The 26,160-nt window shown below is 39.6% G+C and carries 23 protein-coding genes; 9 read left to right on the plus strand and 14 right to left on the minus strand.

Annotation, left to right across the window (positions count from 1 at the left end):
* Positions 1-555: 555 nt before the first annotated feature.
* The 4 genes from B3139_RS06015 to B3139_RS06030 form a co-directional block, all read right to left on the minus strand.
* Positions 556-1,305 (minus strand): SDR family NAD(P)-dependent oxidoreductase, encoded by a 750-nt coding sequence (locus B3139_RS06015; RefSeq protein ID WP_293880803.1) that lies wholly within the window; start codon positions 1,303-1,305, stop codon positions 556-558.
* A 109-nt stretch (positions 1,306-1,414) separates the two neighbouring features.
* A complete protein-coding gene (locus tag B3139_RS06020) occupies positions 1,415-2,098 on the minus strand; it encodes a hypothetical protein (RefSeq protein WP_293880805.1) in 684 nt (227 codons plus the stop codon).
* A gap of 107 nt (positions 2,099-2,205) precedes the next feature.
* Positions 2,206-2,514, minus strand: a complete 309-nt coding sequence (locus B3139_RS06025; protein WP_293880807.1) for a hypothetical protein — start codon at positions 2,512-2,514, stop codon at positions 2,206-2,208.
* A 4-nt stretch (positions 2,515-2,518) separates the two neighbouring features.
* Positions 2,519-2,818, minus strand: a complete 300-nt coding sequence (locus B3139_RS06030) for a hypothetical protein (RefSeq protein WP_293880809.1) — start codon at positions 2,816-2,818, stop codon at positions 2,519-2,521.
* Between the two features lie 136 nt (positions 2,819-2,954).
* On the opposite strand from B3139_RS06030, the gene mazG reads away from it, so the two are divergent.
* The 4 genes from mazG (at position 2,955) to kdsB (ending at position 6,304) form a co-directional block, all read left to right on the plus strand.
* Positions 2,955-3,767: a nucleoside triphosphate pyrophosphohydrolase gene (gene mazG, locus B3139_RS06035; protein WP_293880811.1), complete on the plus strand. Its 813-nt coding sequence runs from the start codon at positions 2,955-2,957 to the stop codon at positions 3,765-3,767.
* A gap of 76 nt (positions 3,768-3,843) precedes the next feature.
* Positions 3,844-4,842 carry a tryptophan--tRNA ligase gene (gene trpS, locus B3139_RS06040; protein WP_293880813.1) on the plus strand — a complete coding sequence of 333 codons (999 nt, stop codon included), beginning with the start codon at positions 3,844-3,846 and terminating at the stop codon, positions 4,840-4,842.
* A gap of 12 nt (positions 4,843-4,854) precedes the next feature.
* On the plus strand, positions 4,855-5,472 hold the full coding sequence (locus B3139_RS06045) for a deoxynucleoside kinase (protein WP_293880815.1): 618 nt from the start codon (positions 4,855-4,857) through the stop codon (positions 5,470-5,472).
* A gap of 88 nt (positions 5,473-5,560) precedes the next feature.
* The gene (kdsB, locus tag B3139_RS06050) at positions 5,561-6,304 is read left to right on the plus strand and encodes a 3-deoxy-manno-octulosonate cytidylyltransferase (RefSeq protein WP_293880817.1); all 744 of its coding nucleotides are present in this window, start codon (positions 5,561-5,563) and stop codon (positions 6,302-6,304) included.
* A 6-nt stretch (positions 6,305-6,310) separates the two neighbouring features.
* On the opposite strand, the gene B3139_RS06055 is transcribed toward kdsB, so the two are convergent.
* The 3 genes from B3139_RS06055 to B3139_RS06065 are packed head-to-tail and all read right to left on the minus strand — an operon-like array spanning position 6,311 to position 8,927.
* Positions 6,311-7,216: an aldo/keto reductase gene (locus tag B3139_RS06055; protein WP_293880819.1), complete on the minus strand. Its 906-nt coding sequence runs from the start codon at positions 7,214-7,216 to the stop codon at positions 6,311-6,313.
* Positions 7,203-7,934: an FKBP-type peptidyl-prolyl cis-trans isomerase gene (locus tag B3139_RS06060; protein ID WP_293880821.1), complete on the minus strand. Its 732-nt coding sequence runs from the start codon at positions 7,932-7,934 to the stop codon at positions 7,203-7,205. Before B3139_RS06060 ends, B3139_RS06055 begins: the two co-directional genes overlap by 14 nt.
* A gap of 6 nt (positions 7,935-7,940) precedes the next feature.
* Complete coding sequence (locus B3139_RS06065) at positions 7,941-8,927, minus strand: glycosyltransferase family protein (RefSeq protein WP_293880823.1); 987 nt, start codon at positions 8,925-8,927, stop codon at positions 7,941-7,943.
* 179 nt (positions 8,928-9,106) lie between these two features.
* Between B3139_RS06065 and B3139_RS06070 the strand changes: the two genes are divergently transcribed.
* Both B3139_RS06070 and B3139_RS06075 read left to right on the plus strand, forming a co-directional pair.
* On the plus strand, positions 9,107-10,057 hold the full coding sequence (locus B3139_RS06070) for a zinc dependent phospholipase C family protein (RefSeq protein ID WP_293880825.1): 951 nt from the start codon (positions 9,107-9,109) through the stop codon (positions 10,055-10,057).
* A 96-nt stretch (positions 10,058-10,153) separates the two neighbouring features.
* Positions 10,154-12,040 carry a TonB-dependent receptor plug domain-containing protein gene (locus tag B3139_RS06075; protein WP_293880827.1) on the plus strand — a complete coding sequence of 629 codons (1,887 nt, stop codon included), beginning with the start codon at positions 10,154-10,156 and terminating at the stop codon, positions 12,038-12,040.
* Between the two features lie 154 nt (positions 12,041-12,194).
* Here the strand turns inward: B3139_RS06075 and B3139_RS06080 are convergent, their stop codons facing one another.
* The 3 genes from B3139_RS06080 to B3139_RS06090 all read right to left on the minus strand — a co-directional run bounded on the left by B3139_RS06080 (position 12,195) and on the right by B3139_RS06090 (position 14,357).
* The gene (locus B3139_RS06080) at positions 12,195-12,911 is read right to left on the minus strand and encodes a ThuA domain-containing protein (RefSeq protein WP_293880829.1); all 717 of its coding nucleotides are present in this window, start codon (positions 12,909-12,911) and stop codon (positions 12,195-12,197) included.
* 121 nt (positions 12,912-13,032) lie between these two features.
* A complete protein-coding gene (aroB, locus tag B3139_RS06085) occupies positions 13,033-14,100 on the minus strand; it encodes a 3-dehydroquinate synthase (RefSeq protein ID WP_293880831.1) in 1,068 nt (355 codons plus the stop codon).
* A 50-nt stretch (positions 14,101-14,150) separates the two neighbouring features.
* Positions 14,151-14,357, minus strand: a complete 207-nt coding sequence (locus B3139_RS06090) for an RNA-binding S4 domain-containing protein (RefSeq protein ID WP_293880833.1) — start codon at positions 14,355-14,357, stop codon at positions 14,151-14,153.
* Between the two features lie 95 nt (positions 14,358-14,452).
* On the opposite strand from B3139_RS06090, the gene B3139_RS06095 reads away from it, so the two are divergent.
* Both B3139_RS06095 and B3139_RS06100 read left to right on the plus strand, forming a co-directional pair.
* Positions 14,453-15,646: a proline dehydrogenase family protein gene (locus tag B3139_RS06095; RefSeq protein WP_293880835.1), complete on the plus strand. Its 1,194-nt coding sequence runs from the start codon at positions 14,453-14,455 to the stop codon at positions 15,644-15,646.
* A 265-nt stretch (positions 15,647-15,911) separates the two neighbouring features.
* Positions 15,912-17,693 carry an AMP-dependent synthetase/ligase gene (locus B3139_RS06100; protein ID WP_293880837.1) on the plus strand — a complete coding sequence of 594 codons (1,782 nt, stop codon included), beginning with the start codon at positions 15,912-15,914 and terminating at the stop codon, positions 17,691-17,693.
* A gap of 133 nt (positions 17,694-17,826) precedes the next feature.
* Here the strand turns inward: B3139_RS06100 and B3139_RS06105 are convergent, their stop codons facing one another.
* Positions 17,827-18,312 (minus strand): hypothetical protein, encoded by a 486-nt coding sequence (locus B3139_RS06105; protein WP_293880839.1) that lies wholly within the window; start codon positions 18,310-18,312, stop codon positions 17,827-17,829.
* A 174-nt stretch (positions 18,313-18,486) separates the two neighbouring features.
* Here B3139_RS06105 and mnmE point away from each other — a divergent pair, with 174 nt between their 5' ends.
* The gene (gene mnmE, locus B3139_RS06110) at positions 18,487-19,866 is read left to right on the plus strand and encodes a tRNA uridine-5-carboxymethylaminomethyl(34) synthesis GTPase MnmE (protein ID WP_293880841.1); all 1,380 of its coding nucleotides are present in this window, start codon (positions 18,487-18,489) and stop codon (positions 19,864-19,866) included.
* A gap of 152 nt (positions 19,867-20,018) precedes the next feature.
* Here mnmE and B3139_RS06115 read toward each other — a convergent pair whose 3' ends face one another.
* The 3 genes from B3139_RS06115 to B3139_RS06125 all read right to left on the minus strand — a co-directional run bounded on the left by B3139_RS06115 (position 20,019) and on the right by B3139_RS06125 (position 25,991).
* The gene (locus B3139_RS06115) at positions 20,019-21,788 is read right to left on the minus strand and encodes a RagB/SusD family nutrient uptake outer membrane protein (protein ID WP_293880843.1); all 1,770 of its coding nucleotides are present in this window, start codon (positions 21,786-21,788) and stop codon (positions 20,019-20,021) included.
* A gap of 11 nt (positions 21,789-21,799) precedes the next feature.
* On the minus strand, positions 21,800-25,087 hold the full coding sequence (locus B3139_RS06120) for a SusC/RagA family TonB-linked outer membrane protein (RefSeq protein ID WP_293880845.1): 3,288 nt from the start codon (positions 25,085-25,087) through the stop codon (positions 21,800-21,802).
* Positions 25,088-25,364: 277 nt separating this feature from the next.
* Positions 25,365-25,991 carry a phosphatase PAP2 family protein gene (locus B3139_RS06125; protein ID WP_293880847.1) on the minus strand — a complete coding sequence of 209 codons (627 nt, stop codon included), beginning with the start codon at positions 25,989-25,991 and terminating at the stop codon, positions 25,365-25,367.
* Positions 25,992-26,160 lie beyond the last annotated feature (169 nt).

Here is a 26,160-nt window from a genome sequence, read left to right on the forward strand (position 1 = left end):
ATGAGAGGCTTTTAATTCTATTTTTATGCTTCTTTCAGTTAAAATACTAAATAAAATCTATAGAACGACGACCGGTGCATTTTTTATAGCAGAAAATAAGATCAATCACTGGACAACATACATGAGACATTCCCATAGCCTAATTGGTAAACCAGATAAAAAGTAAAATAAGCCATTGTACAAAGATACATATCCAAAATGGTTTGCTACTTGGTGCCGCCAGTATTTCGAGAACCTGAATAAATTTTGACTTTTAAATAGTATAGAAACTTTCGTTATGATCCAAATCAAGGATATCAAACTTCACTTTATTCAAACCAAAAACAAGAATCCGCTTGACCCAAGGATTCTCGATCTGGATATTGCTCGCAATCTTTGAAAATACATATCTGTTGCTAAAAAGAAATAGTAATATGGGTAACAAAATCAATCCTACTCGCCAAAGAAATTTACCCATGGATGTAAAAACCAATGTTCAGACCCCAGACAATAAACAGGAAATATAGACAAAAGGTCTCGATAAAAATTTCGAGACCTTTTGTTTTTTAATCGCAATTAAACAACCGTGTAACCACCGTCAACTAAATAATAGCCTCCGGTCATAAAGGACGATTTATCCGAACTTAGAAAAAGAACCAATTCAGCCACTTCTTCTGCTTTTCCCAAACGCCCAATGGGGTGCTTACTGATTAAAGCATTAATATGTTCTTTATCCAGTTGAGCTAATAAAGGGGTATCGATATAACCTGGTCCGACTGCATTGCAACGGATATTTTTTTGCCCATATTCTGCACCGATATTTTTTGTCAAACCCACCACTGCATGTTTTGCTGAAGTATAGGCACTCGATAGAGGAGCCGCAACAGTACCATGGATGGAAGCCATATTAACGATTACACCACCGCCATTCTTTTCCATCGCTTCTATTTGATACTTACAGCCATAAAATACCCCATTGAAATTTATATCAATCACTTTTTTCCAACCATCTAAACTATAGTCTCCTGTCAGTGCAGCTTCTCCTCCGATCCCAGCATTGTTACATGCGATATCAAGTCGACCAAATGTTTTGACCGCAAAACCAACCAACGCTTCATTATCAGCCGGGGACGAACTATCTGCTTTAAAAAATGCAGCCTCTCCACCTAGAGATTCGACGTGTTTTACGGTTTCATGCCCCGCTCGCTCGTTGATATCCGAGACAACGACTTTTGCACCTTCCTTGGCATAAGCCAATGCAACAGCCAGTCCGATCCCCGAACCAGCCCCTGTTACTAAAGCTACTTTATCTGCTAAAATTTTCATATGATATAAATTTTATGATCAATACAATTTACAAAAAGCAAAAGTGACTAAGTAGGCAAAGACCATTTACTTTATTTAAAACGAAACTAAGATGACATTTCTCATCTCATCAATTTTGTAGCTGCGGATATTTTTTATAAAATCTATCCAAGAAGAAACGCCCCATTAATTGAAGTTTGGCCTGTGTTTCAAACATGCCGGCACCAGGAGAGATAATACCATGTGGCATACGCTGCACAGTACCATAATATATAATATCAAGTCCATTTCCATTAACTTCAAGATGCATTTTCTTTGGATTTAATCCCATAACAGATCCCATACGTGTCACTTTTTCGGAATTGCTGATCTGCGCTGGTCTCGCATCGAGTAAAGTTGCCTGATCGAAAACCAAATGGTCCCTTGCTTCGCCATCATCAAAAAACACATAATGTAACTCATCATTGCTGAGCACCAAATAAGAAGCATTATCCCGTTCGCTATAACGAGCCTTTACCCCCACAGCTGCCCAGGCAACAGTCTTCGCTGCAGTCGCTGCAGCCGAAGCAACTTTATCCCCCACCGTTGCAATATACGCACATTGCGTAAAGGCATCGATGGGAGCGCCATTCATTCGTTTTCTTAATTCGTTAAATTCATCATATAACAATTCATCCTTTACTGCTGGCGCCAAGGAAATTCCAGATTCTCCTTCATACTTTTTGGCCGTCTCTTTTTGCTTCTTCATCATCATAAGAGAAATGAATACGCAAACCACAACGATCACAGCAAAAATACCAATGTATAACATCATAAAATAAAAATTTAGAAAAGGTTTACAATTCCATAAAAAATCCAGAAAGTGGATAACATAATTAAGTTTCCGCTCTCTAGATTGGTCGGTTGAAAAAATTTTCCTGACTAAAGAATTTTATCTGGATAGTGAATATTATTCAAAGCAGTTTGGTGCATATCCACCCAAATATCGTTATTTGACTGATTTAGAAGCCAGTTAGGGGAGCTACGCATATCAGCATCCTGATCGTTATTATAGACAGATGGAAAATCGGACTCTCTGACGCTAAGCAAAACGACAATTGTACCAGGCATCAACCAGCGATCTGAAGCAAGATCATGATATTCAGCATCCGCATGTTTACTATCACGTTGCAAAGCCCAACTCTTCAGTTGCTTGAGCCGTTCAGTTTCCTCAAATCCATTTTTTTGCATCCTGCTAAACTTCCCGTTCGTTGAGCTCCAATTGCAATAAAATATCGCGCTTCTTACCTTCAATCAAAGACAAATTACCGGCAACAAAAACACCTTTCTGTCCCGAATTTTTGCTAATTCCATATACCGATGATTCATCGCCGGGATCTGACTCACCTTCATAGCGAAATAGGTAATCAATCCTGTATTGATCCGCGTTAGCCAGCAAATCGTCAAATTCAATATTGTAGTCAATTGTATAGCCCAAGTTGTTTAACTTTTCCAACGCAACACTTGCAGATGAGTACCCATGCATTCTTTCCATAGTTGATTATTCTAAATCCGATCCAAATTCTATTTTTTATTATAAAACGATTGACAAAAGGGTTTTGTTTTCCACAATTTGAAATAGTTTATTCGAAATCATATTTCTATTTTTGTGCTACCAAACACAATAATATATGGCAAATCTAGAGGCACCCGCTTATCAGCATACTCCCCAATTAGCATTTCAACGATTACTCGACGTCTTATATACCTTAAGAACAGAATGTCCATGGGATAAAAAACAGACCATGGAATCTCTTCGGCATCTGACAATGGAGGAAATGTATGAATTGACAGACGCCATCTTAGAAAAAGATTACCCCGAAATAAAGAAAGAACTTGGCGATGTATTGATGCATCTCGTGTTCTATGCGCGCATTGCGGAGGAAGAGGGACAGTTCGATATTGTAGATGTGCTCAATGCAATCTGTGATAAATTGATTACACGTCATCCCCACATCTACGCCGATACCAATGCGGACACAGAAGACCAAGTTAAATCCAATTGGGAGACTATTAAACTCAAAGAAGGTAACAAGTCCGTTCTATCTGGCGTCCCAAAAGGATTACCCGCTCTGGTCAAAGCTTATCGTATCCAAGATAAGGTTCGCGGTGTCGGGTTTGATTGGGAAGACAAGAGACAAGTCTGGGAAAAAGTAGAGGAAGAGCTTGCTGAATTTAAAGCTGAATTTAATCTAGAGGCTACGGCTCCAATCGATCAGGAAAAAGCGGAAGGTGAATTTGGCGACCTCTTATTCTCATTGATAAATTATGCACGGCATATGGGCATAAACCCCGAAAATGCACTCGAACGAACCAACAAAAAATTCATTGAGCGATTTAGCTATTTGGAGCAAAAAGCAGCTGCAAATAATCAACAGTTGCAGGAAATGAGTTTAGAAGAAATGGACGTTTATTGGAATGAAGCTAAAAAAATTAAAAAATAAAGCCACTCCCAAAAAGGGAAATCAGCAACGGAATTTAATTCGACTTTGTCAAATTTATGCGTAAATTCGCAGGAATATGGAAACAGTTGTTAGCGGTATCAGAAGTACCGGAAAATTACATTTAGGAAACTACTACGGCGCATTGAGCAATTTTGTGAAAATGCAAAACGAATATAATTGCTTTTTTTTCATTGCAGACTTACATTCACTGACGACCCACCCCACCCCACAGGGGCTTCAAGGGACGGTTCGCCAAGTTATTGTCGAATACTTAGCAGCAGGAATAGACCCAGAAAAATCGACAATTTACGTTCAATCAGACGTTCCAGAAGTTGCGGAACTCTATCTATACATGAACGTGAACGCCTATCTTGGCGAACTTGAACGTGCCACTGCGTTTAAAGACAAAGTCAGAAGCAATCCTGATAATGTCAACGCAGGATTATTGACCTATCCGGTCCTGATGGCCTGTGATATATTAATCCATCATGGCACAAAGGTTCCTGTAGGTAAAGATCAGGAACAACATCTTGAAATGACACGAACTTTCGGCAATCGCTTCAATCGCTTGTATAACGTAGATTATTTCAAGGAAGCATTCGCCTTTTCTTATTCAGATAAATTGGTTAAAGTTCCTGGGCTAGCAGGTCAAGGGAAAATGGGTAAGTCAAACGGCGAAGCAGATTGTATTTATCTCTCGGATAGTGAAACGGTAATCCGCAAAAAAGTAATGCGTGCAGTGTCCGATTCTGGACCAACTGAAATGAATCAACCAAAACCCGAAGCCATTCAAAATCTCTTCGATTTGATGAAAGTCGTATCCACCCCTGATACACTGCAACATTTTGACGATCTCTATAATAAATGTGAAATTCGTTATGGCGATTTTAAGAAACAATTGGCTGAAGATATGGTATTGGCGACTAATGACGTGCGTTTACGAATTGAAGATATTTCAAATGATGATGCTTACATTGCAAAAGTTGCGAAAATGGGCGCTGAAAAGGCTAGCGAATCTGCGCGAAAAACGCTGAAAGAGGTTCGTGAGATAATTGGTATTAAAAGATTTTATTAAGCTAGAAATAATATGCATATAGCTATCGTTGGAAATATAGGTGCCGGAAAAACGACATTAACAGAGTTGTTGGCCAGCCACTTCAAATTTGAACCTCAGTTTGAAGCTGTAGACAACAACCCTTATCTGGAAGATTTTTATTCAGACATGAAACGCTGGGCATTCAATCTTCAGATTTTTTTCCTAAACAGTCGCTTTAGACATATTGTAAAATTACAGGAAACAGGCATCGATATGATTCAAGATCGTACCATCTATGAAGATGCGTATATTTTTGCCGAAAACTTGTATGATATGGGCCTGATGAGCGCGCGTGACTTTGAAAATTATAGTAATATTTTTCAAAGCATTATCCATTATATCAAACCGCCAGATTTATTGATTTACCTCAAAGCATCCGTTCCTACTTTGGTTAATAATATCCAAAAAAGGGGCCGTGACTATGAATCCGCAATTCGCTTGGATTATTTGTCGAAGCTGAACGATAAATATGATAAATGGATCAATAATTACAAAGAAGGTAAGGTTATGATTCTGGACAAGGACAACCTAGATTTCACCACAAACCCAGAGGACCTCGGCAATATCATTCAAAAAATCGAAGCCGAATTATACGGATTATTCGAATAATTGCGATATCAAAAAGCCTGTAAGACACTTAATTTTACAGGCTTTTTGATAAACTCGCATTTCCTCAGCCAACGATAAATAGTAAAAAATGAAATTTTTAGGTATTATTCCTGCCCGATATGCATCGAGCAGATTCCCTGGAAAACCGCTGATCGACATCGAAGGAAAAACGATGATTCAGCGGGTCTACGAACAGGTTAAAAAATCAACAAAATTAAACGATGTTGTTGTAGCAACTGACGACCAGCGCATCGCCGAAACTGTACTTTCTTTTGGTGGCGAAGTTGTCATGACCGAAGAGCACCATCAATCGGGAACAGATCGTTGTGCTGAAGTCATCACCAATATAGAAGGTTATGATGTTGCCATCAATATACAGGGTGACGAACCCTTTATAGACCCCGCACAAATTGATCTTTTAGCAAATTGTTTTGAAGATACCACTACGCAGATAGCGACCCTAATCAAGGAAATTACTGCGGAGGAGGAACTATTTAATGTAAACATCCCTAAAGTTGTCCGAAACACCAAAGGAGAAGCCATCTTCTTTAGTAGGCAGACCATTCCTTTTTTAAGAGCTGTGGAAAAAGACCAATGGTTACAAAGGCAAACATTCTATAAACATATCGGAATATATGCTTACCAGGTAGATACATTAAAAGCCCTGACACAACTTCCTATTTCTATGCTAGAAGAAGCAGAGGCTCTGGAACAGCTACGCTGGTTAGAAAATGGCTACGCCATTCAAACGGCAATTACAACGCATGAAACTGTCGCCGTAGATACAAAAGAAGACCTCGCTAAAATATTAAGACTATTTTTCAATAAATAGTAAAGCTTACCGGTGTTCGGTATAATATAACGACCGGACACCTTCCAATAGAACCTGCTTATCCAAATCACTTAATTTCATCATCTGCGCTTTTGCTCTGATCAATTCATCCAATTGCAATTTGGTACTCACACCAACGAGTGCTGTAGCAACAGCCGCGTTAGAAAGCACATAAGAAAGTGCAACAACCATATTGTCTTTTCCGATACGTTTGGAAAGATTTGCCAAGTTTCGCACAATATGGGCCACCTCTCCCGAACTATACTGAAGAAAAGGTTCTATTGGCTTGTTGATGAGAACGCCTTTGGCTAATACACCGCGTACGACGATACTTACACCCTGTTCTTTCAACATGCCACTGATTTCTTCTTCTGGTCTTCTATCCAATAGACTGTATTGCATCATTACTGAAGCAATGTCAGATTTGGACAAAAATGCCTTGATAACATTTGGGCGAATTGATGAAAGACCGTAAGCACGGATTTTCCCCTGTTGCTTCAACAGCTCAAACGCTTCAACAATCTCCTCTATCGGATCTTCTATCGTACCACCATGTAACTGATAGAGGTCGATGTAATCCGTTTTTAAACGTGACAACGAACCATCCACAGCCTTGATAATATAGTCCTTCGAAGCCTTCCAATCCCAGCCGGATCCATCTGCACGCCAAAGGTTACCAACTTTCGACGCCAAAACAATATGCTTGCGAAAGCTTTGCACACTCTCCCCGACGATCATCTCGTTTAGGCCTTTATCGTAGAGATCAGCGGTATCAAAGAAGGTGATCCCGTTCTCGTAAGCTTTTTGGATAATATCTTTGGATTGCTTGGACTGATTGCTTTTTAAAGACATGCAGCCCAAACCTATTTGCGAAACGACTAAGCTTGTATTTCCTAATTTACGTTGTTCCATCTGCACCGATATCAAGCAATTCTACCTCAAACACCAATGTGCTGTTTGCAGGAATTTCACCTGTCGCCCGTTCGCCATAGGCTAATCTACTAGGTATAAAAAATTTATACTTTGCACCTTTGGACATTAACGGGATTCCAATCTGCCACCCTTTGATCACCTGACCCAAGGATAGTTTCAATGGCTCCTTACGGTCGTATGAGTTATCAAATTGCTTTCCATTGAGTAAGGTACCTTTATAATGCACGGTTACCTCATCGTCACTTTTTGGCTTTGGACCTTCTGCCTCATTGAGAACAAGATATTGAATTCCTTCGGCTGTAGATTTCATCCCAGCAACCTTAGCATTTTCTGCAAAAAATTTATCTTCTTCAGCACGGCTAGCAGCCTCTTTTTTAGCACGAACGTCCATGATCGCCTGTTGGATAACAGCTCTTCCTTGGCCTTCTTCCAATAGCGATTTCTCCCCTTTCAAGACATCCGAAATTGCTTTTGCAATAACATCTGACTTCAAGTAATCAATCTCAATAGATTTTAGTGAATTTCCGATATCGGCACCAAACGCATAAGACACAGAATCGGCCTTCGTTTTCAGTTGATTTGTTGCACTTGATTTAGTTGCGACGACCTTCTTCTTCGCCGTCGTGTTCGTTTTTTTTTGTTGGGCAAATCCTGTGACTGTTGTCAAGGATAATAGGGCTAATGCAATATACTTCATGTTTGTTTAACGGTGCTTCTGCACGATTTCATTTATAATTTCCTGCGTGATATTAGGGTAATCAACTTCAACCCTAGATTTACTGTTGAGCCAGGCTTCTATCGCCAGCATGTTTTTCTGTTTTAAGCTCGAAATTACAGGCACCCCCATCTCTTCCAATGACGCTGCATTCAAATGCTGCTCATATTGGTTTTTCATCGGGATAACTAACAGTTTCTTTTTCAAATATAACGCTTCTGCCGGTGTTTCAAAACCTGCCCCACATAAAACTCCAGAAGAAGATGCCATACTATCAATAAAAGATTGGTTATTGATCGGTCTTATCGTTACATTTTTCATGTCAAATGCCTTCGAATTATGTTTACTAAAAACATCCCACTTCACCTCCGGAAACTTCATTAAATGCTTTAAAAGATGCGCATCGTCATATGCCGGGAGGTAAACCGTATAATGTCCCTGATCTGTCACATTCAATTCACGAACAGCATTACGGATAACCGGTTGATAAATATTCTTGGCGTACCGCTTGAAATGGAAACCGTAAGAATGTGTGGAGGGTGCATAGTTTTTCATGATGAACTTACCCAGCATATCACTGTCTTCTGGTTTGGGACTCGACGGATCTAAGGCAGCAATCTGATGACTCAATCCAATGCATTCTAAATCTTTTGAATGACAGGCCCAAGCCGAGATAGGTTCAAAATCGTTGATCACCAAATCATAGTTTTCAATGGGCAAGCTCTTAATTTCATTTGTAAATTTACGAATAGTCGAACTCATGAAAGTCTTCCACAAATCGACCCCACCAGACTTACCAAAGATAAAACTCAGCCCATGAAAACGGTATTTCACGTCAAAAGGTAATGATAGATCTGCTTGAATTCCACTAACCAAAACATCAACTTCTCCTAACGCTCTCAAACAGGGAACAATATCCATCGCACGGCTAAGATGTCCATTTCCTGTCCCTTGTACGGCATACAATATCTTCATAACGACTGTATTTGTTTCGGCAAATTAATCAATTTTAACGATTATCAATATTATTTTATTGTTTAGTTAGGTTAAGAAAATATAAATTAACATCAATAAAAAAGCCTATTAATCTTTTTTTAACCTTCCTTTCTGTATATTTAATATCAACAATTATTTAATAGCCAGTTCAATAAACCATGAAATTTCTGTTGTATACGATTCTTCCACTAATTGTGATACCGATTTTTACCTCGTGGGGATTTTTTGCACATAAAAAAATTAACCATTATGCCGTATTCGCCTTGCCAGCGAAGATGGCGAAATTCTATAAAGACAATATCGAACTAATTACCGAGAAAGCTGTTGACCCAGATAAACGCTGCTACACCGATAGTGCTGAAGGTCCCCGGCATTTTATAGATATAGAAGATTATGAAGAAGATGGAAAAAATGATTCCATACCCATTCATTGGTCAAAAGCGAAAGAAAAATATCAGGAAAAACAGTTGCTAAAAAATGGTATTGTTCCCTGGCAAATTAATTTAACCTATCAAAAGCTAGTGAAAGCTTTTCAGACAAAAAATTATAATCTGATCATCAAACACTCTGCAGAACTCGGGCACTATATTGCTGATGCGCATGTTCCTTTACATACAACTAAAAATTACAATGGACAATTCACTAACCAAATTGGAATACATGCATTTTGGGAAAGTCGCTTGCCAGAAATGTTTTCAGAAAGATATAATCTTCGCGTAGGGAAAGCAATCTATATCCACGATCCTTTAGCAGAAGCATGGCTTATGGTTCGCGAAAGCAATCGTCTCGTCGATTCTGTATTGAATATCGAAGCCAAGCTCAATCGCCAGTTTAAAGATTCTCAAAAAAAAACATTTATTGAGCGAAACAATCAACTGGTATGGACGTATTCGGATCGCTATGCGAACGCGTATCACGATGCCATGAACGGAATGGTCGAAAGAAGGATGCGAAAAACGATCTTACGTATTTCTTCCTATTGGTATTCTGCTTGGCTTGAATCTGGGCAACCAAATTTAAACAACATTGAGAAAATAAAAATCAATAGCAAACAAGATCAAATTGATATCATAGGTAGAAAGCCGATTGGCCGTGAAGAGTGGATGTAAAATATACCTTATAACTGGACTAATTACATTATTCATACCGGACCACTTATGTTGTCGTCAACTAAGCTACTTTTGCAGCGTAAAATCTAGGAAAGCATGTTGAATAAGAATATTACGTTAACAAACCTTGCATTAGTGCTGAGTATTGGAGCTGCGACTGCTCAGATTAAAGACACAACCGCTCTGAGCGAAGTCATCATTAATCAAAATCGCTTACAGATCCCTTTTTCAAAACAAAGCAAAAATATCCAAATATTGACGCAGGAAGATATACAGAGACTACCAAATCGATCAATCAACGAGTTGCTTAGCAATATCCCAGGCGTTGATATTCGCCAACGTGGACCATTTGGCTCGCAGGCAGATATTAGTATTGATGGCGGCTCTTTTGAACAAACGGCGATTCTAGTTAATGGTGTTAAAATCACCGATCCGCAGAGTGCCCATCATAACATGAATCTTCCGGTTCCTTTGGAGGCCATCGAGCGTATCGAAATCATTCGGGGGCCGGCTTCACGAATTTTCGGCATTAATGCGCTAACCGGCGCCATTAACATCGTAACAAAGAAAATTGAATCGAATCAAATTAGCGCTCAGGTATATAGTGGTTCATCCTTCAAAGACAATGAGCAGACAAGTGCAGGCAAGTATTATGGTAAAGGTGTTCAGCTTGGCTCACAGTTCTTAATAAAGCAAACAAGCCACGGTTTATATTTTGGCCATGAAGATTCGAATGGACAACGTTATAATACAGCCTCTAACAATAATAAACTCTATTATGACGGGACCTATCAACCGAATACAGCCAATATGATAAAAGCCAATGTTGGCTATATCAACAATCAATTTGGAGCCAATGGTTACTATGCTGCACCGAGTGACAAGGAAGCTTATGAACAGGTTAAGACAGCTTTCGCTTCCCTACAGTCCAAGCATCAATTAACATCGACGTTTTCTCTCAGTCCACGTCTCAGCAATCGTTATAATGAAGACGAATATTGGTATCTAGGAAGGGAAACGACAAAAGGAAGAGCCAAACACTATAGCAATGTTTTTGGTGCAGAAATTAATGCCGCGTTGGAGCAGCATTATGGAACTTTCGGCATAGGGCTTGAAGGTAGATTTGAACGCATTAATAGCACCAGTATTGGGCGTCATGACCGCGAGAATTACGGTGGCTATCTAGAATTCAAAACGGAAGTGATCGAAAAACTGATGATCAATGCCGGAGCCTATATCAATTACAACTCGAAATTTGGATGGCAGGTATTTCCAGGTCTTGATTTAGGTTACGATATTACTGAACATTGGAAGATTATCGTTAATGCGGGCTCAAGCCAACGTATTCCTTCTTTTACCGATCTTTACAATAATCAAACGGCCAACATCGGAAATCCAAACCTTACCTCCGAAAATGCCTATCAGATTGAGGGGGGGATCAAATACCTATCCAATCGAATTGTTGCCCAAGCGGGTTATTTCCACCGCAAAATAGACGATTTCATTGACTGGCAAAAAGACGATGCCAATGCCGGAACTGGAACAATTATTCCTTGGAAACCAACGAATATTGGAAAAAACAAAATCGATGGAGTGAATGCATCATTCCGATACAATTTCAATGACCCTGGCGCTACGACACGCTATTTCACCACCCTCAGCTACAATTATCTTCATCCTAGCGTGACATTAGCAGACGGGATACTATCCAAATATGCTATTGAAAGCTTAAAGCATCAAGTTATTGCCAACTTTACCATAAACCACAAAAATTGGATGTTAACCAGTTCCAACCGTTTTAATGAACGTATAAGTTACAAATCTTATTTCATTGCTGACGTAAGAGGATCGTACCAACTCCAAGACTTAAACATCTTTGTGGATGTTCAAAATATATTTGACAAGAGCTATATAGAAGCTGCCGCCGTTCCAATGCCCGGTCGTTGGTTTAGTATCGGCGCAAAATATAAACTGAACTATTAAACCCAAGCAAATGGCAAAATCAATACCCTTCTGATTTCAACATTCGCGATAAAAAATCCCAAATGGAATGACCATTTGGGATTTTTCATTGTGCCATCGACACATAGAAGCATGTACCAAGCCCTAGTTAAGAAAACGCCAACTATAAAATAAGCTACTTTTTCTTGGGAAGAACAGATATAATTCCTCCAATTAAATGTTTTTGGAACTCAGGTTCGTCATAGGACTCATCGGTATGTCCAAGCCCAGTATAGAAGACTTTCCCTCCATCGTAGCTCTGGGTCCAGGAGATTGGATGTTGATCACCCATTTTTCCACCTTGGTAGCTTTTTTCATCCAAATTCATCAACACATGCAATCCGTTCTTCACATCCTTGAAATTATACCATTCATCTTTGTGCCACCAAATCGGATCGAGGTGCTTGGTGGCCGGATGTTTTCTGTCCAGCACATCAATTTTGGCTTTTTGTACGGCAGGATGAGACGCAAAATAGGCACCTACAAGGCCGTTATACCATGGCCAATCAAACTCAGTATCCGTCGCGGCATGAATGCCCACAAATCCTTTTCCTGATTGGATATACCGCACAAAAGCTTCCTGTTGCGCATTATCGAGAATATCGCCAGTTGTACTCAGAAAGATAACAGCGTCATATTTTTTCAATCCTTGATCTGTAAACAGAGCAGCATCCTCCGAATGATCAGATTTTATCTTTTCTTTATCAAGTAACTGCTTAAGTACCTGCGCACCCTTTTCGATGCTTCCGTGTCTAAATCCCTTTGTCTTGCTAAAGATTAATACTTGCCTTTGAGCCTGAACAGCAGCTGATATCCCCAACAGGAGAAACAGAAAAATGAAAATTCTATTCATGATATAAATGGTTATTATGATGATTTAAGTTTAGGTTTACTATTTTCCGCAACGAAATTGCGATAAAAATAGCTGTAAAGAAAAGCCGCGCATTCTCCCGATACACGGCTTCTCTGTTTTATTATGGTGTGATTAGCTCACGGTAAAAATCAAGGCTTTCTATAATATCATCCTCAGAAACGTAGATATCATATTGACAACTGCCTATTTGGTCAAGCAATGCAAAACCGATCTGATTGGACAGGTTTTTCTTATCATTTCGCATCAGATCCAATAAGGCTGTATCAATGGATGAATCAAATGTGTAGTCGTTGAAATATTTTCTAAAAGTTTGAATCAAATCGTTTAATTCACCCAAAGGCAATCCATTCAATTTATGAGATAGATACCCCTCACAAATCATTCCCACAGCAATAGCTTCTCCATGTAATAAAGGTGAAGCATCGTTCAACAACGAGTAGCCCTCAATAGCATGACCAATTGTATGGCCAAAGTTTAAAATTTTACGCAGCCCTTTTTCTTTCGGATCCTCAAGGATGACACGGTTTTTGATCGAAACAGAATGTTTGACCAAAGAATTGTCGATTTGATCGATCTCCAATGTTTTCACTCGCTCATAATAAGCCCGATCGAAGATCAGTCCATGTTTAATCACTTCAGCAAAACCTGAGATTAACTGGCGTTGATCTAAAGTTTTCAAAAACTGACTTGAAATAAATACAGCCTGGGGCTGTGCAAAAGTCCCTATAATATTTTTTACACTTCCCATATCAATACCAGTTTTACCTCCTACTGATGCGTCTACCTGGGAAAGTAAAGTCGTCGGAATTTGAATAAAATCCATTCCCCTTTTAAAAGTCGATGCGGCAAATCCTCCCATATCAGTCACCACACCACCGCCAAGATTGATCATCAATGAAGATCTATCAGCTCCGAAATCGAGCATATTATGCCATACACCAATACAGAAATCAATATTTTTATTTTCTTCGCCCGGATCAACTTCTATCACATCATAATTCGATAAATTGGGTAAAGCTTGTTGAAACAGCGGCAAGCAATTATCCAGGGTATTAGTATCTACCAATACGATGATCTTTGAATAATTGCGCTCAGCTAAAAATGCCTCTAAAGAGGCCAACGTATCATCAAAATATACCTGATAGCCCAAACTTTCTATGACTTCCATTCTACGATTCTTTAAGGTTTAAGTTTTCTATTTACCAATATTGTTTAATATTACACCAATTTTATTTGCATCCCATCAAATTCAACAACATCTCCTGGTCTTAATTTGAGTCTTTTTCGGTAATCAACCTGCCCGTTATACTTCACATACCCTTCCGACACAACCCACTGGGCCATAGCACCATGCTCTACCCAATTTAAAGCTTTAAGTAATTGTATAAGCTGTATATATTCCCCCTCGATTTTAAATTCTTGCATTTCACAAAAATAGCGGTTTAACTGGGTAATGCAAGAATAATCATCGTTTTAATGCCTACTAAATTGCTACATTTGCCTTATTGCAAATAAAGATTATGATTGAGAATTCTGAGCCCAAGACATTATCCTTTGATAATACAGAGATTGCTTTTAAAAGTAAAAGCGATAAGGATTTGGAAAGAGCGTATTGGTTATTCAAAATAATAGCGAATAACTTCTTAACAAAAGTAGGTCCGTCAATGACCAATTTTGCCCTGAACATTGGATTGCCTATCCAGGGCATCATCCGCAAAACAATCTTCAAGCATTTTTGTGGAGGAGAGACTATCGAAGGTTGCGAAACAGCCATCAACGAATTGGGAGAGAACGGAGTGGGGACGATCCTGGATTATTCCGTTGAAGGAGAAGAAACTGAAAGAGCATTTGACGCCTGCTGCAACGAGGTATTACGCACCGTAGTCGCGGCCAGTAAAAACAAATATATTCCATTCTCCGTATTTAAACCAACTGGATTAGGACGTTTTGAGTTATTTGAAAAGGTCAACGCCAAAGAAACTTTAACAGAGGCAGAACAAAAAGAATACCAACGCATGTTGGATCGTACTGACAGCATCTGTAAAGCATGTCATGCAGCAGGTGTAAAAGTTTTGGTGGATGCTGAACATTCATGGATTCAAGATGCCATTGACGATATCGCTCGGGAAATGATGGAAAAATACAATATGGAAAAACCTATTGTTTATAATACTTATCAATTGTACCGTAGTGATAAGTTGGCATCTTTGAAAGCTGACTTCGAATACGCAAAAGTTAGAGGATTTCACATGGGTGCTAAGATCGTTCGTGGTGCCTACATGGAGATTGAACGTGCTCGCGCCGCACAAAAAGGTTATTCCGATCCTATCCAGCCAAACAAAGAAGCGTCCGACAGAGATTATAATGAAGCTATTGAATTTATCTTGGACCACCTGGACAACTTTGGACTAATGGCCGGTACACACAATGAGGATAGCAGCATGTTACTGGCAAAGGAAATTGACAGGCGTGGTATCGACAGATCAATCGACCGCATTTACTTTGCACAATTATTGGGCATGTCTGATAACTTGAGCTTCAATTTAGCTGCACATGGCTACAATGTTGCCAAATACATGCCTTATGGACCGGTTAAGGCGGTCATGCCATACCTTTTCCGTAGAGCACAGGAAAATACTTCCGTCGCAGGAGCAACAGGTCGGGAGCTCGGGCTTCTGATCAAAGAAAAACAAAGAAGAAAAGCTAGTCGATAACGACTAGCTTTTTTTATAATTGGTGGGCATCAAGTCCATCTACTTAAGGAACTATGCTCAAATAGTCTCCAAGAAACACCTTACTTTTGAAAAGCGCAAAAGCACTTTTACTATCACTCGCTCCCCCTTCGTCCTTTCAAAACAACCTAATTACAAAATCATTCCATAATCTTGAAACTATTATTTATGTTTGCAAACTTTTTCCTTAAAACAAAGTTCATACTGGGAGGGTGCTCCGCCGGAGCTTAAAAGAATACAATTTGAAATGGAAGAAAAACTTAGATTATTTGATCTTGCACGTCAACAGGTCAGTAAATATCCCGATCTTGACATATTTGCACACAAAGTGGACGGCAAGTGGAATTATATCAAAACAGCAGATTTTCTTGAACAAGTAGACAGCCTCTCCAAAGGGCTGATTGAACTTGGCGTGAAACCCAACGAAAAAGTTGGTCTCATTGCCGGCAGCAGTATAGAATGGCATTTGATTGACTTTGCAATCCAGCAAATTGGTGCAGTAGTGGTGGCCATATATCCCAATATTACAGATACAGACTATCAATATATCTTTAATGATGCCGAAATAAGAGTGTGTATCGTCAGCAACAAAAGCCTATATGACCGTCTGATGAATCTAACCGACTCTATCTATACACTGAATTATATTTTTTGTATCGCAGATCAGGAAGACACACGTAGCTGGAAAGAACTTAATGATATAGGTTCCGATAGCTCCCTGGAAAAACTAGCAGCGCTACGTGACCAGGTTAAACCTGAAAATCTCGCTACCCTGATTTACACTTCCGGAACCACCGGAAAACCAAAAGGCGTAATGTTGTCGCACAATAATATCTTTTCCAATGTACTCGGCGCAGCAGAAATTACCCCTTGTAAAGCTTACGACCGCGGACTGACCTTCCTCCCTCCTTGTCACGCCTACGAGCGTATGGTTTTATACACCTATATGTACCTCGGTTTTACGATCTATATAGCAGAATCCTTTGATAAGATTGGTGATAATCTAAGAGAGGTAAAACCTCATATCATGACCGTTGTCCCCCGTATTCTTGAGAAAGTCTACGAGAAAATAATGAAGACAGGCCATAATCTCACCGGCTTGAAGAGAAAGGTATTTGACTGGGCAGTTTCAATTGCAGAAGAATATGATCCCAATCCAAAGAAAAGGAGCTTTGGTTATAATGTCAAATTGAAACTGGCCAAACAGCTTGTTCTCAATAAATGGTACGAAGCGCTAGGCGGAGAATTGCTCACTGTCGCTTCAGGATCAGCTTCCCTGCATAGTAAATTAACACGCGCGTTCCTGGCTGCTGGTATCCCCTTATATGAGGGATATGGTATGACCGAGGCCTCGCCATTAATTTCCGTCAATCACTACATCAAAGGAATACGTATTGGCACTGTTGGACTTCCCGTGCGTTTTGTCGAAATAAAACTAGCTGAAGACGGCGAAATACTGGTTAAAGGTCCTAACGTCATGATGGGATATTATAAGAATAAGGCCGAAACGGATAAAACTATCATTGATGGATGGCTGCATACCGGAGATATTGGGAAGTGGGAAGACGAGAAATTCTTGAAAATCATCGACCGAAAAAAAGAAATGTTTAAAATTTCAGGTGGAAAATATGTCATTCCTCAGCCGATCGAAACGAAACTTGTTGAATCTAAATTTATTGAACAGGCAATGGTGATTGGTGACGGAATGAAATTTGCCTCCGCCTTTATTGTTCCAAACTATGCTCATTTATTAGATTGGGCCAAAACAGATGCTCCTGAACTTGCAAGCATGACAAAGGATGATTTTCTGACTGACCCGGCAATTGTAAAAAAAGTCAATCAGGAGGTACGCCGTGCGAACCAGCATTTTGGCAATTGGGAGCAAATTAAGAAACCAATTATTTTAACAGATGAATTTACCATTGAAAATGGGGAGTTAACGCCAACCTTGAAAATGAAACGGAAGGTGATTCTCGAACACCATCAAGAGGCGTTCAATAACCTCTATCAGATGGAAATAGACGAGTAGGCAGCAAACGACACATTGAAATAGCACAAAGCATCTTAGGAGTAAAAAACAGCTTATCAAAGAATAGAAGCAAATAAAAAAGCCTAATCTTCCGTAGATTGAGGCTTTTTTATTTGAAAAAGATAAATTATTATTAATCCCAACGATAATCATTATAAAAGTCTTCGGGATGCCTACTGATCGGCACCTCTTTGACTACACGAATATTAGCTGCTCCCAGATTGACATTCAGCATAAACGATGGTACATTTGCTGAAAAATTCCAACGACCATTCCGCATATAGACATACCCCCCTCTATATGGATCGTAAAATGTTTTATAGTCCCTAAAGTATACATGATGCCTGCTATCGTAACGATGGGCACTTGCCCAGACCGGTGCTCCATGACGGTATCCTTTTCGATAAGACTTTGCAACTTCTTTACGATATTTACGATCTGCTTTCTCGCGTTTTTCTAAATATTTTCTATATTCTTTATCTCTTTTTTCCTCATATTTTCTACGCTCTTTGCCCTGCCTCCATTCACGTTCATGTCCCCGATACTGAGCGGAAGATTGTTGTGGAGCCATTAATACAAGTCCTCCTATTGCCAACGCGAAGTATATCATCTTTCTCATACAGTATAATTTAAATTTAAAAATTAATTTCACTCCGCCTGTGTTTCATTCTTTTTCACAAGCGTTTCTATAGGTATGACTTTAATGTTTGAACAAAGGTTTAACCGATCACATTGAATTTAATTTGTAGCGTAATATAGAATCCATTAGTTCAATTTAATGTATCTTTGCACCATGTCAAATACGGGATATATCACTGAAGATACCATTGTTGCATTAGCGACATCTTCGGGAACAAATGGAGCCATTGCCGTCATACGCGTTTCGGGTCAGCATGCTATAAAAATTACGAACGAAATTTTTAAAGGAAAGAATCTTCTTCAACAGGCGTCTCATACGATTCACTTTGGAACCATACGCGATGGTGAAGAAATTATTGATGAAGTGCTTGTTTCTCTATTTGTAGCGCCTAACTCCTATACCAGAGAAAACTCCGTGGAAATATCAACACATAACTCCAAATACATTATCGAAAGAGTTCTTAGCTTACTGATTAAAAAAGGGGGCCGTGCTGCCCGTCCGGGAGAATTTACCCTACGTGCATTTCTCAATGGTGGCATGGATTTATCACAAGCAGAAGCAGTTGCCGATTTAATTGCATCCAATTCTGCAGCTTCGCATCAAGTGGCGATGCAACAAATGCGGGGCGGTTTCTCCAATCAGCTTAAATCCCTTCGTGAAGATCTCATTCACTTTGCATCACTAATTGAATTAGAGCTTGATTTTTCGGAAGAAGATGTGGAATTTGCGAACAGGGATCAACTAAAAAATCTGATCAACAAAATACAGGTCATTGTTCAAAAATTAATACAATCTTTTGAACAAGGTAACGTCCTTAAAAATGGTGTTCCTGTTGTCATTGCCGGGAAACCGAATGTTGGAAAATCAACCCTATTGAATGCTTTCTTAAATGAAGAACGTGCCATTGTTTCCGATATTGCAGGGACTACGCGTGATACTATTGAAGATGAAATTAATATTCATGGCGTCACATTCCGGTTTATTGACACAGCAGGTATACGTGAGACGGCAGATGTTATTGAAGCAAAAGGAGTTGAACGCACCCGTGAAAAGATGAAACAGGCACGATTGATCATTTATCTTTTCGATCCTACACAGGACAAAGTTGAAGAAGTACAGGCTCAGTTACCTGATATTGAGGATCTCCACATTCCATTTGTCACCATTATTAATAAATCTGATCTACTTTCTGAGGAACAGAAAGCGGCTTATAACAGCCTCAATCCGCTTTATATTTCAGCAAAAGAGCAGACTGGTGTGGAGGAATTAAAGGATGAACTCATCAATTGGGTACAATTAGGAAATCTCAATACAGATGACGTTATGGTCACCAACATACGCCACGTGGAAGCGCTACAAAAAACAGCAGATTCACTAGAAAGGGTGATAGATGGTATAGACAATCCGGTCACATCCGATTTTCTCGCAATGGATATTCGCCAAGCCTTATATCATCTTGGTGAAATTACAGGTAGTGTCTCTACTGACGATTTATTAGATAATATCTTTTCAAAGTTTTGCATCGGAAAGTAACTCAGAGAAAAAGAATACCAATAAAACCACCTTCNNGAAGGTGGTTTTATTGGTATTGACCACTCCATAACTCCTACGTCGGAATAGCTCCATTCTTATGAGGGCAAATACATTGGAGGAGCTTTTCATCATACTATATATGAGCGAATAAATTAATCCAAAGTTGGATTAAATGTTCCTCCCCAATCTTTATTCTGTTTTACAGCTGGATTCTTATCAATGACAGATTGTGCTATCGGAAAGAAATAATAGGTATCTGGCACCAAATTCACTTTATTACCTGTGCTTGGCACCTGTAACACACTGTATTTGAACTGATTTTCTTTCAGCGAATATGCTTTGGCCAATACATTTGCATCATCCAGATTCATCTCCGTTCCATTGGCATGTATGGCAATAGCTTCGACCCCATGTTTGGAGGTATTGTTTAGTATATTGAGTTTACGCAGTCTTCTCAAATCCCAAAAGCGATGCCCTTCAAAACAGAACTCAATATTGCGCTCCGCTAAAATGGCTTCACGCAATTGCTCCTTTGTCGTTGCTGTTATACCATATTTATTATCTGCACCGGGCTCAATTCCCGCCCTTTTTCTTATTTGCGTAACCAATTCTAATGCTGTTGCAAAGTTTCCTGTTTCATTTGCTGTTTCAGCATAATTTAATATTACTTCGGCGTAGCGCATTAAAACAAAGTCCACATCATACTGCGTTTCCACTTCTGTTTGCTTTAATGATAATTTGGAATTTTTTAAGATAAAAAATCCACTATACCGGTCTAGATTGGAAGAAGGTGTCTTTGCTTTGGGGTTTACACCAAAATCGTCCAACGCTGGAGCAATACCTACCGAAGTGTATTGCCGTTTGCCAGTCTTGCCTGACACTTCATAAACCTTTGCATTCCATACGATAGATTTTTCAAAACGTGGATCCCGGTTTTCCCAATAGGATTGCAAAAATTGATCTTCTGTCTTATAATATTTCCCACCTAGATCTGAGTACAACTTTCCATCCTTCATTGGAAAAGCTTTTACAAATTCCCATGATGGAACAGCCCCCGCTGGCCCCCTACTTTCAGAACCTGGCCGTACGCCATTATCCCAACTGGCAACCTTATTTGGATAGGTATTAATCACGGCAAATACAACCTCTGGTCCTTTTTCAACTAGGGCAATGTTGGAATAATCTGAAGTCAAACTATAACCATCCGTTTTAAGCTGATCATAAGCCCATTTATTTGCTATATTGGCTTCCTGCCAATATGAATTTCCATAAGGATTGGAAGGATTAAACTGGGGAGATGCTTTATATAACAGCACCTTTGCCTTAAAAGCTACAGCGAAATCACCATCAATTTTGCCATATTCAGCAGCCCCTTTTCCAATGGTTTTTGGCAATAGCGAAATAGCCTGATCCAGATCTTTAATTATCAGATCAAAACATTCTTTTGTCGAATTGCGAGGAACATTAAGATCATCGTTCTTTAAATCTTGCGCAACAATAATGTAAGGAACACCACCGTGAATCCTCACCATGTTAAAATACATAAAGGCGCGCATAAACAACGCCTGCCCAATTACCGATTTTTTAAAATCGTCTTTTAAAAAAGTACTCTCAGTAACTTTCTGTATAGCTGTATTGATTTTTCGGATAGTCGTATAATCCCATGATTTGTAAGAGCTATTGTTGACTGTTACCGCATCCAATGGAAAAGAAATACCAATCAATTGTTCAGAATTCCCATCAGCACCCGAACTCCAATTGCCAAATAATGGATATAAATTCGCAAGATAACCATTGACTAGATTTGGATCAGCCCATACTTTAGATTCATCCAGCGAGTTGAGATCCTCAATGTCCAATACATTTTTGCAAGAGGACATACCTAATGCCAAGGCGATTAAAGGATAATATATTTTTTTCATCTTTTTTTCATTTAAAATTTAACATCAAGTCCAAACGTGAAGGTTTTCATGACTGGATAAGAATCATACAGTTTTTGCTCTGGATCATGAAACTCTTTCATCGGTGAGAAAACAAACAAATTTGTTCCATTAAAAAACAAATTGATATCTTTTACGCGTATCATCTCGGTCATACTTTTCGGCAATCTGTAGGACACATTAATATCACGCAATCGTAGATAGGCTCCATTTCTTATCCAGAATGACGAAGGCGCCGCACCAGACTCGGCCCAACTGGAATAGCCTGTTGGACGGGGATATTTAGCATCAGTATTGTCAGGTGTCCACACATCTGAAGCCCAAATCGGATAATATGGACGGAAGGTATCACCGTGCTGGCGCATACCGCCACCTTCCTGATTACTGATCATACGATCATAGGCAAGAACCCCTTGAAACAAGGTAGAAACATAAAAACCTTTCCAGCTCGCATTGAATCCAAATCCATAATTGATCCGCGGAGAATTATTGTCCGATAATAACTGTAGGTCATTATCATCAATTTTTCCATCTGGCCCACTTGAGTAGTTCGCTCCCTGAATATCTTTATATAAGATCATTCCGGGAAAAGGATCTCTTCCGTAAGTTTTAAATCCCTTTGCCTTCAATTCATCGGCTTCTGCCTGCGTCCTCACTAGACCCAGCGCTTCTAAGCCTATAATTCTATTTTCCGGCCGTCCAATCCTGGAACGAAAGTTCTGCGGTTGTCCAAATGCATAAGACGGTTCTTCATCAAAAATATCCCAGCGGTCCTTCGCATAGCCCAGATTTGCATTGAGCCCATAGGCCACTTCACCAACCCTGTCATTCCAGCCCAAAGAAATCTCCCCGCCTTTGTAACTTCTCGCCGCATAATTCTCTGGAGCAAGCAAACGTCCATAATTGTCCGGGACTTTCAGTGATCTTCGGCCAAGAATATTGGTTTCCTTACGGGAAAACAGATCTAGGCTACCTGTCAGTTTATTATTGACAAATCCAAAATCTAAGCCCATATTGACGCTCTTTGAAGTCGTCCAGGTTAGATTCTGCGTTGGCGTTGCTCCATACGCTATACCGTTATAATAGCGGTCACCGAACATATATCCACCCGAGGTCGTATACTTTTCTAAATAGCCAAATTGACCGATCCTATCGGCATTCACATCCAAATCATTACCCGTTGTACCATACGATGCCCTGAACTTCAAATCTGATATCGTGTTTTTTATATCCGTAAAAAAATTCTCGTCCGACACACGCCAAGCCGCTGAAACCGATGGAAAAAAACCCCACCGCTTATCCGTCGGAAACAATGGTGACCCATCATAGCGGAAAGAAAATTCAGCAATATACTTATCTGCATAATTGTAATTAGCGCGACCAATGATACCCCGTCGTGAATCAATTGTTTCATTAGCAGATGTCGACCTAAAATTACGATCAGTAGGATAAATAAACATCTGATCTAGCGCTGTGATCGGGTTTTCGGCCCGTGAAGTGACATAAGTTCCTCCTTTTTTAGACTGTTCATAAACCAATGTCCCATCAACCGCATGTTTACCAAACTTGCGACTGTAATTTAAAAACCAGTTCACCTGATATTGCCACAAGCGCTGTGGGCTGTAGTCCATAAATGGCTGGCTCTGACTAAAAGTAAAAATATTAATGTTGGCTTCCGAAGGTGGTGCTGGTATAAAACGGTTGTCATTCGGATTCAGGGATGTAAAAGTATAGTTCTTTTGAAAACTCATATAGCGCTTGCGCATATAATCTTCAGCAATATAACTACCTACAACTTTTGTCGATAGTCCTTGTACCAACTTATCAAGCTTCAAGTTTAAGGTCATGATTGGATTGACCTGTCGAACTTTACGGTCAATATATCGATCCCCGATAACTTGATCGATAACGTTCCAAGCCTGCCAACTTCCCATGGGGGTCTGTACAGGATAAGCGGTTGGTGTGTTGCTAGGGGTACCATCTGCATTCAGATAAAAAGGATACATCTTTGGCCAGTTGAAGGTAACGCGATAGAAATCCGATACATCAAAATCATCGTCATTGGAAGACGTGCTAAATGGCCAAAAAAAGCGTTTCGAATTGGTTTGATTAGCTGAAATATTAAAATCCATGCTAAAATCCTCTGTAATCTGTGCAGAGATATTGCTTCGCAGATTAAATTTCTCATGGTCAAGCGATTTATATGATCCATTTTCTTTACGATAGCTTAACAAACTATAATACGTTATCTTGTCGCCGCCACCATTGACAGAGATGGATTGCCTATGCGTAAAAGGATTGCGCCAAATCACCTCATTTACATTGTAATTTTTATCCTTAAAATAATCAAACTCTTTTTGCCCATTTGGAATAGATAGACCACGGAACTCGGCAACTCTGTTTTGATAGGTCAATTCATCCACTGCAGTGGTTAAATTAGCAAGCAACTCTTGGGTTGGTGTATTAAAGGTATAATTACTTTGTACATTAAAAACTGGTGCTTGTGCTGTACCTTTTTTAGTCGTTACGACAACAACGCCATTACCTGCCCGTGTACCATATACTGCTGCAGTTGCTGCATCTTTTAAAAAAGTCATCTGTTCAACTTCGTTCGCTTCTAGCACATCAAAAGCAGCCTTATCCCGAACTATCCCATCAATTACATAAAGCGGCTCGGCAAAACTCCCGCGAATGCGTAAGCTCGACGACGCTCCTGCCATCCCCGAAGTATTCGTTACATTGACTCCTGCGGCCCTACCGGGAAGCGAATTGGAAAGATTTGAACTGGGGATATTTTTTAACTGTTCCGCATTTACGGTAGCGACCGAACCGGTAATATTCCCTTTCCGCTGCTTACCATAACCGATGATCACAACCTCTTCAAGAGCGTGGTCACTCGATACCATGGTCACTTGAATGCTGCCGCTGGAGACGGCTACCTCTTGCTTCACAAATCCCTGGTAATTCAAAATTAAGACATCACCGCGATTCGCGCGAATGGCAAAAACACCTTGCCGATTGGAAGATGCTTGAACGGATGTTCCTTTGACAGTCACGGTAGCGCCAGCTAATACCTGCCCTTTCTCATCTTTAACTACCCCTGTGACCAGATCCTGAACTAAAATAACGCTGGTCCATTCTAGATTTTGCCCATAAGAACCAGGCTGGTTAAACAGCAGGCAAAGGCCCAAAAGACTAATGGGTCTCGCTTTTCCATGAAAAAAAAATTTCTCATCATAATTATAAATTGGTTTAAAATAATAAAGAACCCATAGGTTCAAATTCGGTTTATTTACTTGTCACGTTTTTCTTTTTGTAAAAAACAGTAAAAGTTTATTAGATTATGTATTAAATTTAGATAACAATATCCTATTAACGAAATAAAAAGGATTATTTTAAATCAACATGCATATAAACGTTACATGTGAGAGATAGGAAAGGGAAAGTGTAAAAAATTGAAAACTGGTTATCCAAGCAGATCACTTTAAAAACATTGTTAGGGCAAAAGTTGACTTGGACATGGGGCCACTGAAGGACCGAATGAAAAAAAACAGGAGTTTAAAATTGTAAGCTGGCATTTAGACAAAATTGTCCTCCAGTATAGATTGGTAATATCACATAGCTTTTTTTTGGATTTTGTAATCTATTGTCCACAAGAGGTAACAGCCAGTAGGCGATTTTGGCACTTAATATCCCTACACCCGCTCCCATAGCTATATCTGAGAACCAGTGCTTATCGTTGTACATACGAAGATACCCCGTTCCAGCCGCAGCAGCATAGCCTGCGATACCGTACCAAATTGACTCTTCTCTGTATTCCTGCCACAACAATTCGGCACCAACAAAAGCGGTTGCCGCATGTCCTGAAGGAAAAGAATTATTTGCCGACCCATCTGGTCGCCAAACAGATATGGTAGATTTCATAATCCTCGTGGTAGCCGTCATGATCATATTAGAGACAGCGGCCGTAAATAGGCGTTGTTTCAGGTTATGCTTGGCAGGTATCCCGACAGCATCCAAAGCAAAAACTCCCGCAGTTCCAGCGAAACGACTGAAGTCGTCTAATTTAATCTGTGGATTGTTACCTCTCGATACCCCATTTCTGATATCCTCATCTATTCCTTTAAAAAAAGGACTTCCTTTGGAAACAATACCATACGAGATTAATCCCGCAGGAATTATCAATTCGCTATACTTAATTTTGTTAAAAAAATGCGACCTTTCACTCGAATCCGAAGATTGTTCCGAGTTGATTTGACCGAATGAGAGAACCGGAAATACAAAAAGTAAGACCAGTATGAAATAAAAAACAATGTATCTCTTGAAGTCGATCATTTATCCTTTATCTATTTTA

The organism is Sphingobacterium sp. UBA1498 (assembly GCF_002325125.1).
GTDB lineage: Bacteria > Bacteroidota > Bacteroidia > Sphingobacteriales > Sphingobacteriaceae > Sphingobacterium.

Bases quoted from the DNA above. Each gene is read 5' to 3' on its own strand.
- B3139_RS06015 (WP_293880803.1), bottom strand. From the start codon at position 1,305: ATGAAAATTTTAGCAGATAAAGTAGCTTTAGTAACAGGGGCTGGTTCG.
- B3139_RS06020 (WP_293880805.1), bottom strand. From the start codon at position 2,098: ATGATGTTATACATTGGTATTTTTGCTGTGATCGTTGTGGTTTGCGTA.
- B3139_RS06025 (WP_293880807.1), bottom strand. From the start codon at position 2,514: ATGCAAAAAAATGGATTTGAGGAAACTGAACGGCTCAAGCAACTGAAG.
- B3139_RS06030 (WP_293880809.1), bottom strand. From the start codon at position 2,818: ATGGAAAGAATGCATGGGTACTCATCTGCAAGTGTTGCGTTGGAAAAG.
- mazG (WP_293880811.1), top strand. From the start codon at position 2,955: ATGGCAAATCTAGAGGCACCCGCTTATCAGCATACTCCCCAATTAGCA.
- trpS (WP_293880813.1), top strand. From the start codon at position 3,844: ATGGAAACAGTTGTTAGCGGTATCAGAAGTACCGGAAAATTACATTTA.
- B3139_RS06045 (WP_293880815.1), top strand. From the start codon at position 4,855: ATGCATATAGCTATCGTTGGAAATATAGGTGCCGGAAAAACGACATTA.
- kdsB (WP_293880817.1), top strand. From the start codon at position 5,561: ATGAAATTTTTAGGTATTATTCCTGCCCGATATGCATCGAGCAGATTC.
- B3139_RS06055 (WP_293880819.1), bottom strand. From the start codon at position 7,216: ATGGAACAACGTAAATTAGGAAATACAAGCTTAGTCGTTTCGCAAATA.
- B3139_RS06060 (WP_293880821.1), bottom strand. From the start codon at position 7,934: ATGAAGTATATTGCATTAGCCCTATTATCCTTGACAACAGTCACAGGA.
- B3139_RS06065 (WP_293880823.1), bottom strand. From the start codon at position 8,927: ATGAAGATATTGTATGCCGTACAAGGGACAGGAAATGGACATCTTAGC.
- B3139_RS06070 (WP_293880825.1), top strand. From the start codon at position 9,107: ATGAAATTTCTGTTGTATACGATTCTTCCACTAATTGTGATACCGATT.
- B3139_RS06075 (WP_293880827.1), top strand. From the start codon at position 10,154: ATGTTGAATAAGAATATTACGTTAACAAACCTTGCATTAGTGCTGAGT.
- B3139_RS06080 (WP_293880829.1), bottom strand. From the start codon at position 12,911: ATGAATAGAATTTTCATTTTTCTGTTTCTCCTGTTGGGGATATCAGCT.
- aroB (WP_293880831.1), bottom strand. From the start codon at position 14,100: ATGGAAGTCATAGAAAGTTTGGGCTATCAGGTATATTTTGATGATACG.
- B3139_RS06090 (WP_293880833.1), bottom strand. From the start codon at position 14,357: ATGCAAGAATTTAAAATCGAGGGGGAATATATACAGCTTATACAATTA.
- B3139_RS06095 (WP_293880835.1), top strand. From the start codon at position 14,453: ATGATTGAGAATTCTGAGCCCAAGACATTATCCTTTGATAATACAGAG.
- B3139_RS06100 (WP_293880837.1), top strand. From the start codon at position 15,912: ATGGAAGAAAAACTTAGATTATTTGATCTTGCACGTCAACAGGTCAGT.
- B3139_RS06105 (WP_293880839.1), bottom strand. From the start codon at position 18,312: ATGAGAAAGATGATATACTTCGCGTTGGCAATAGGAGGACTTGTATTA.
- mnmE (WP_293880841.1), top strand. From the start codon at position 18,487: ATGTCAAATACGGGATATATCACTGAAGATACCATTGTTGCATTAGCG.
- B3139_RS06115 (WP_293880843.1), bottom strand. From the start codon at position 21,788: ATGAAAAAAATATATTATCCTTTAATCGCCTTGGCATTAGGTATGTCC.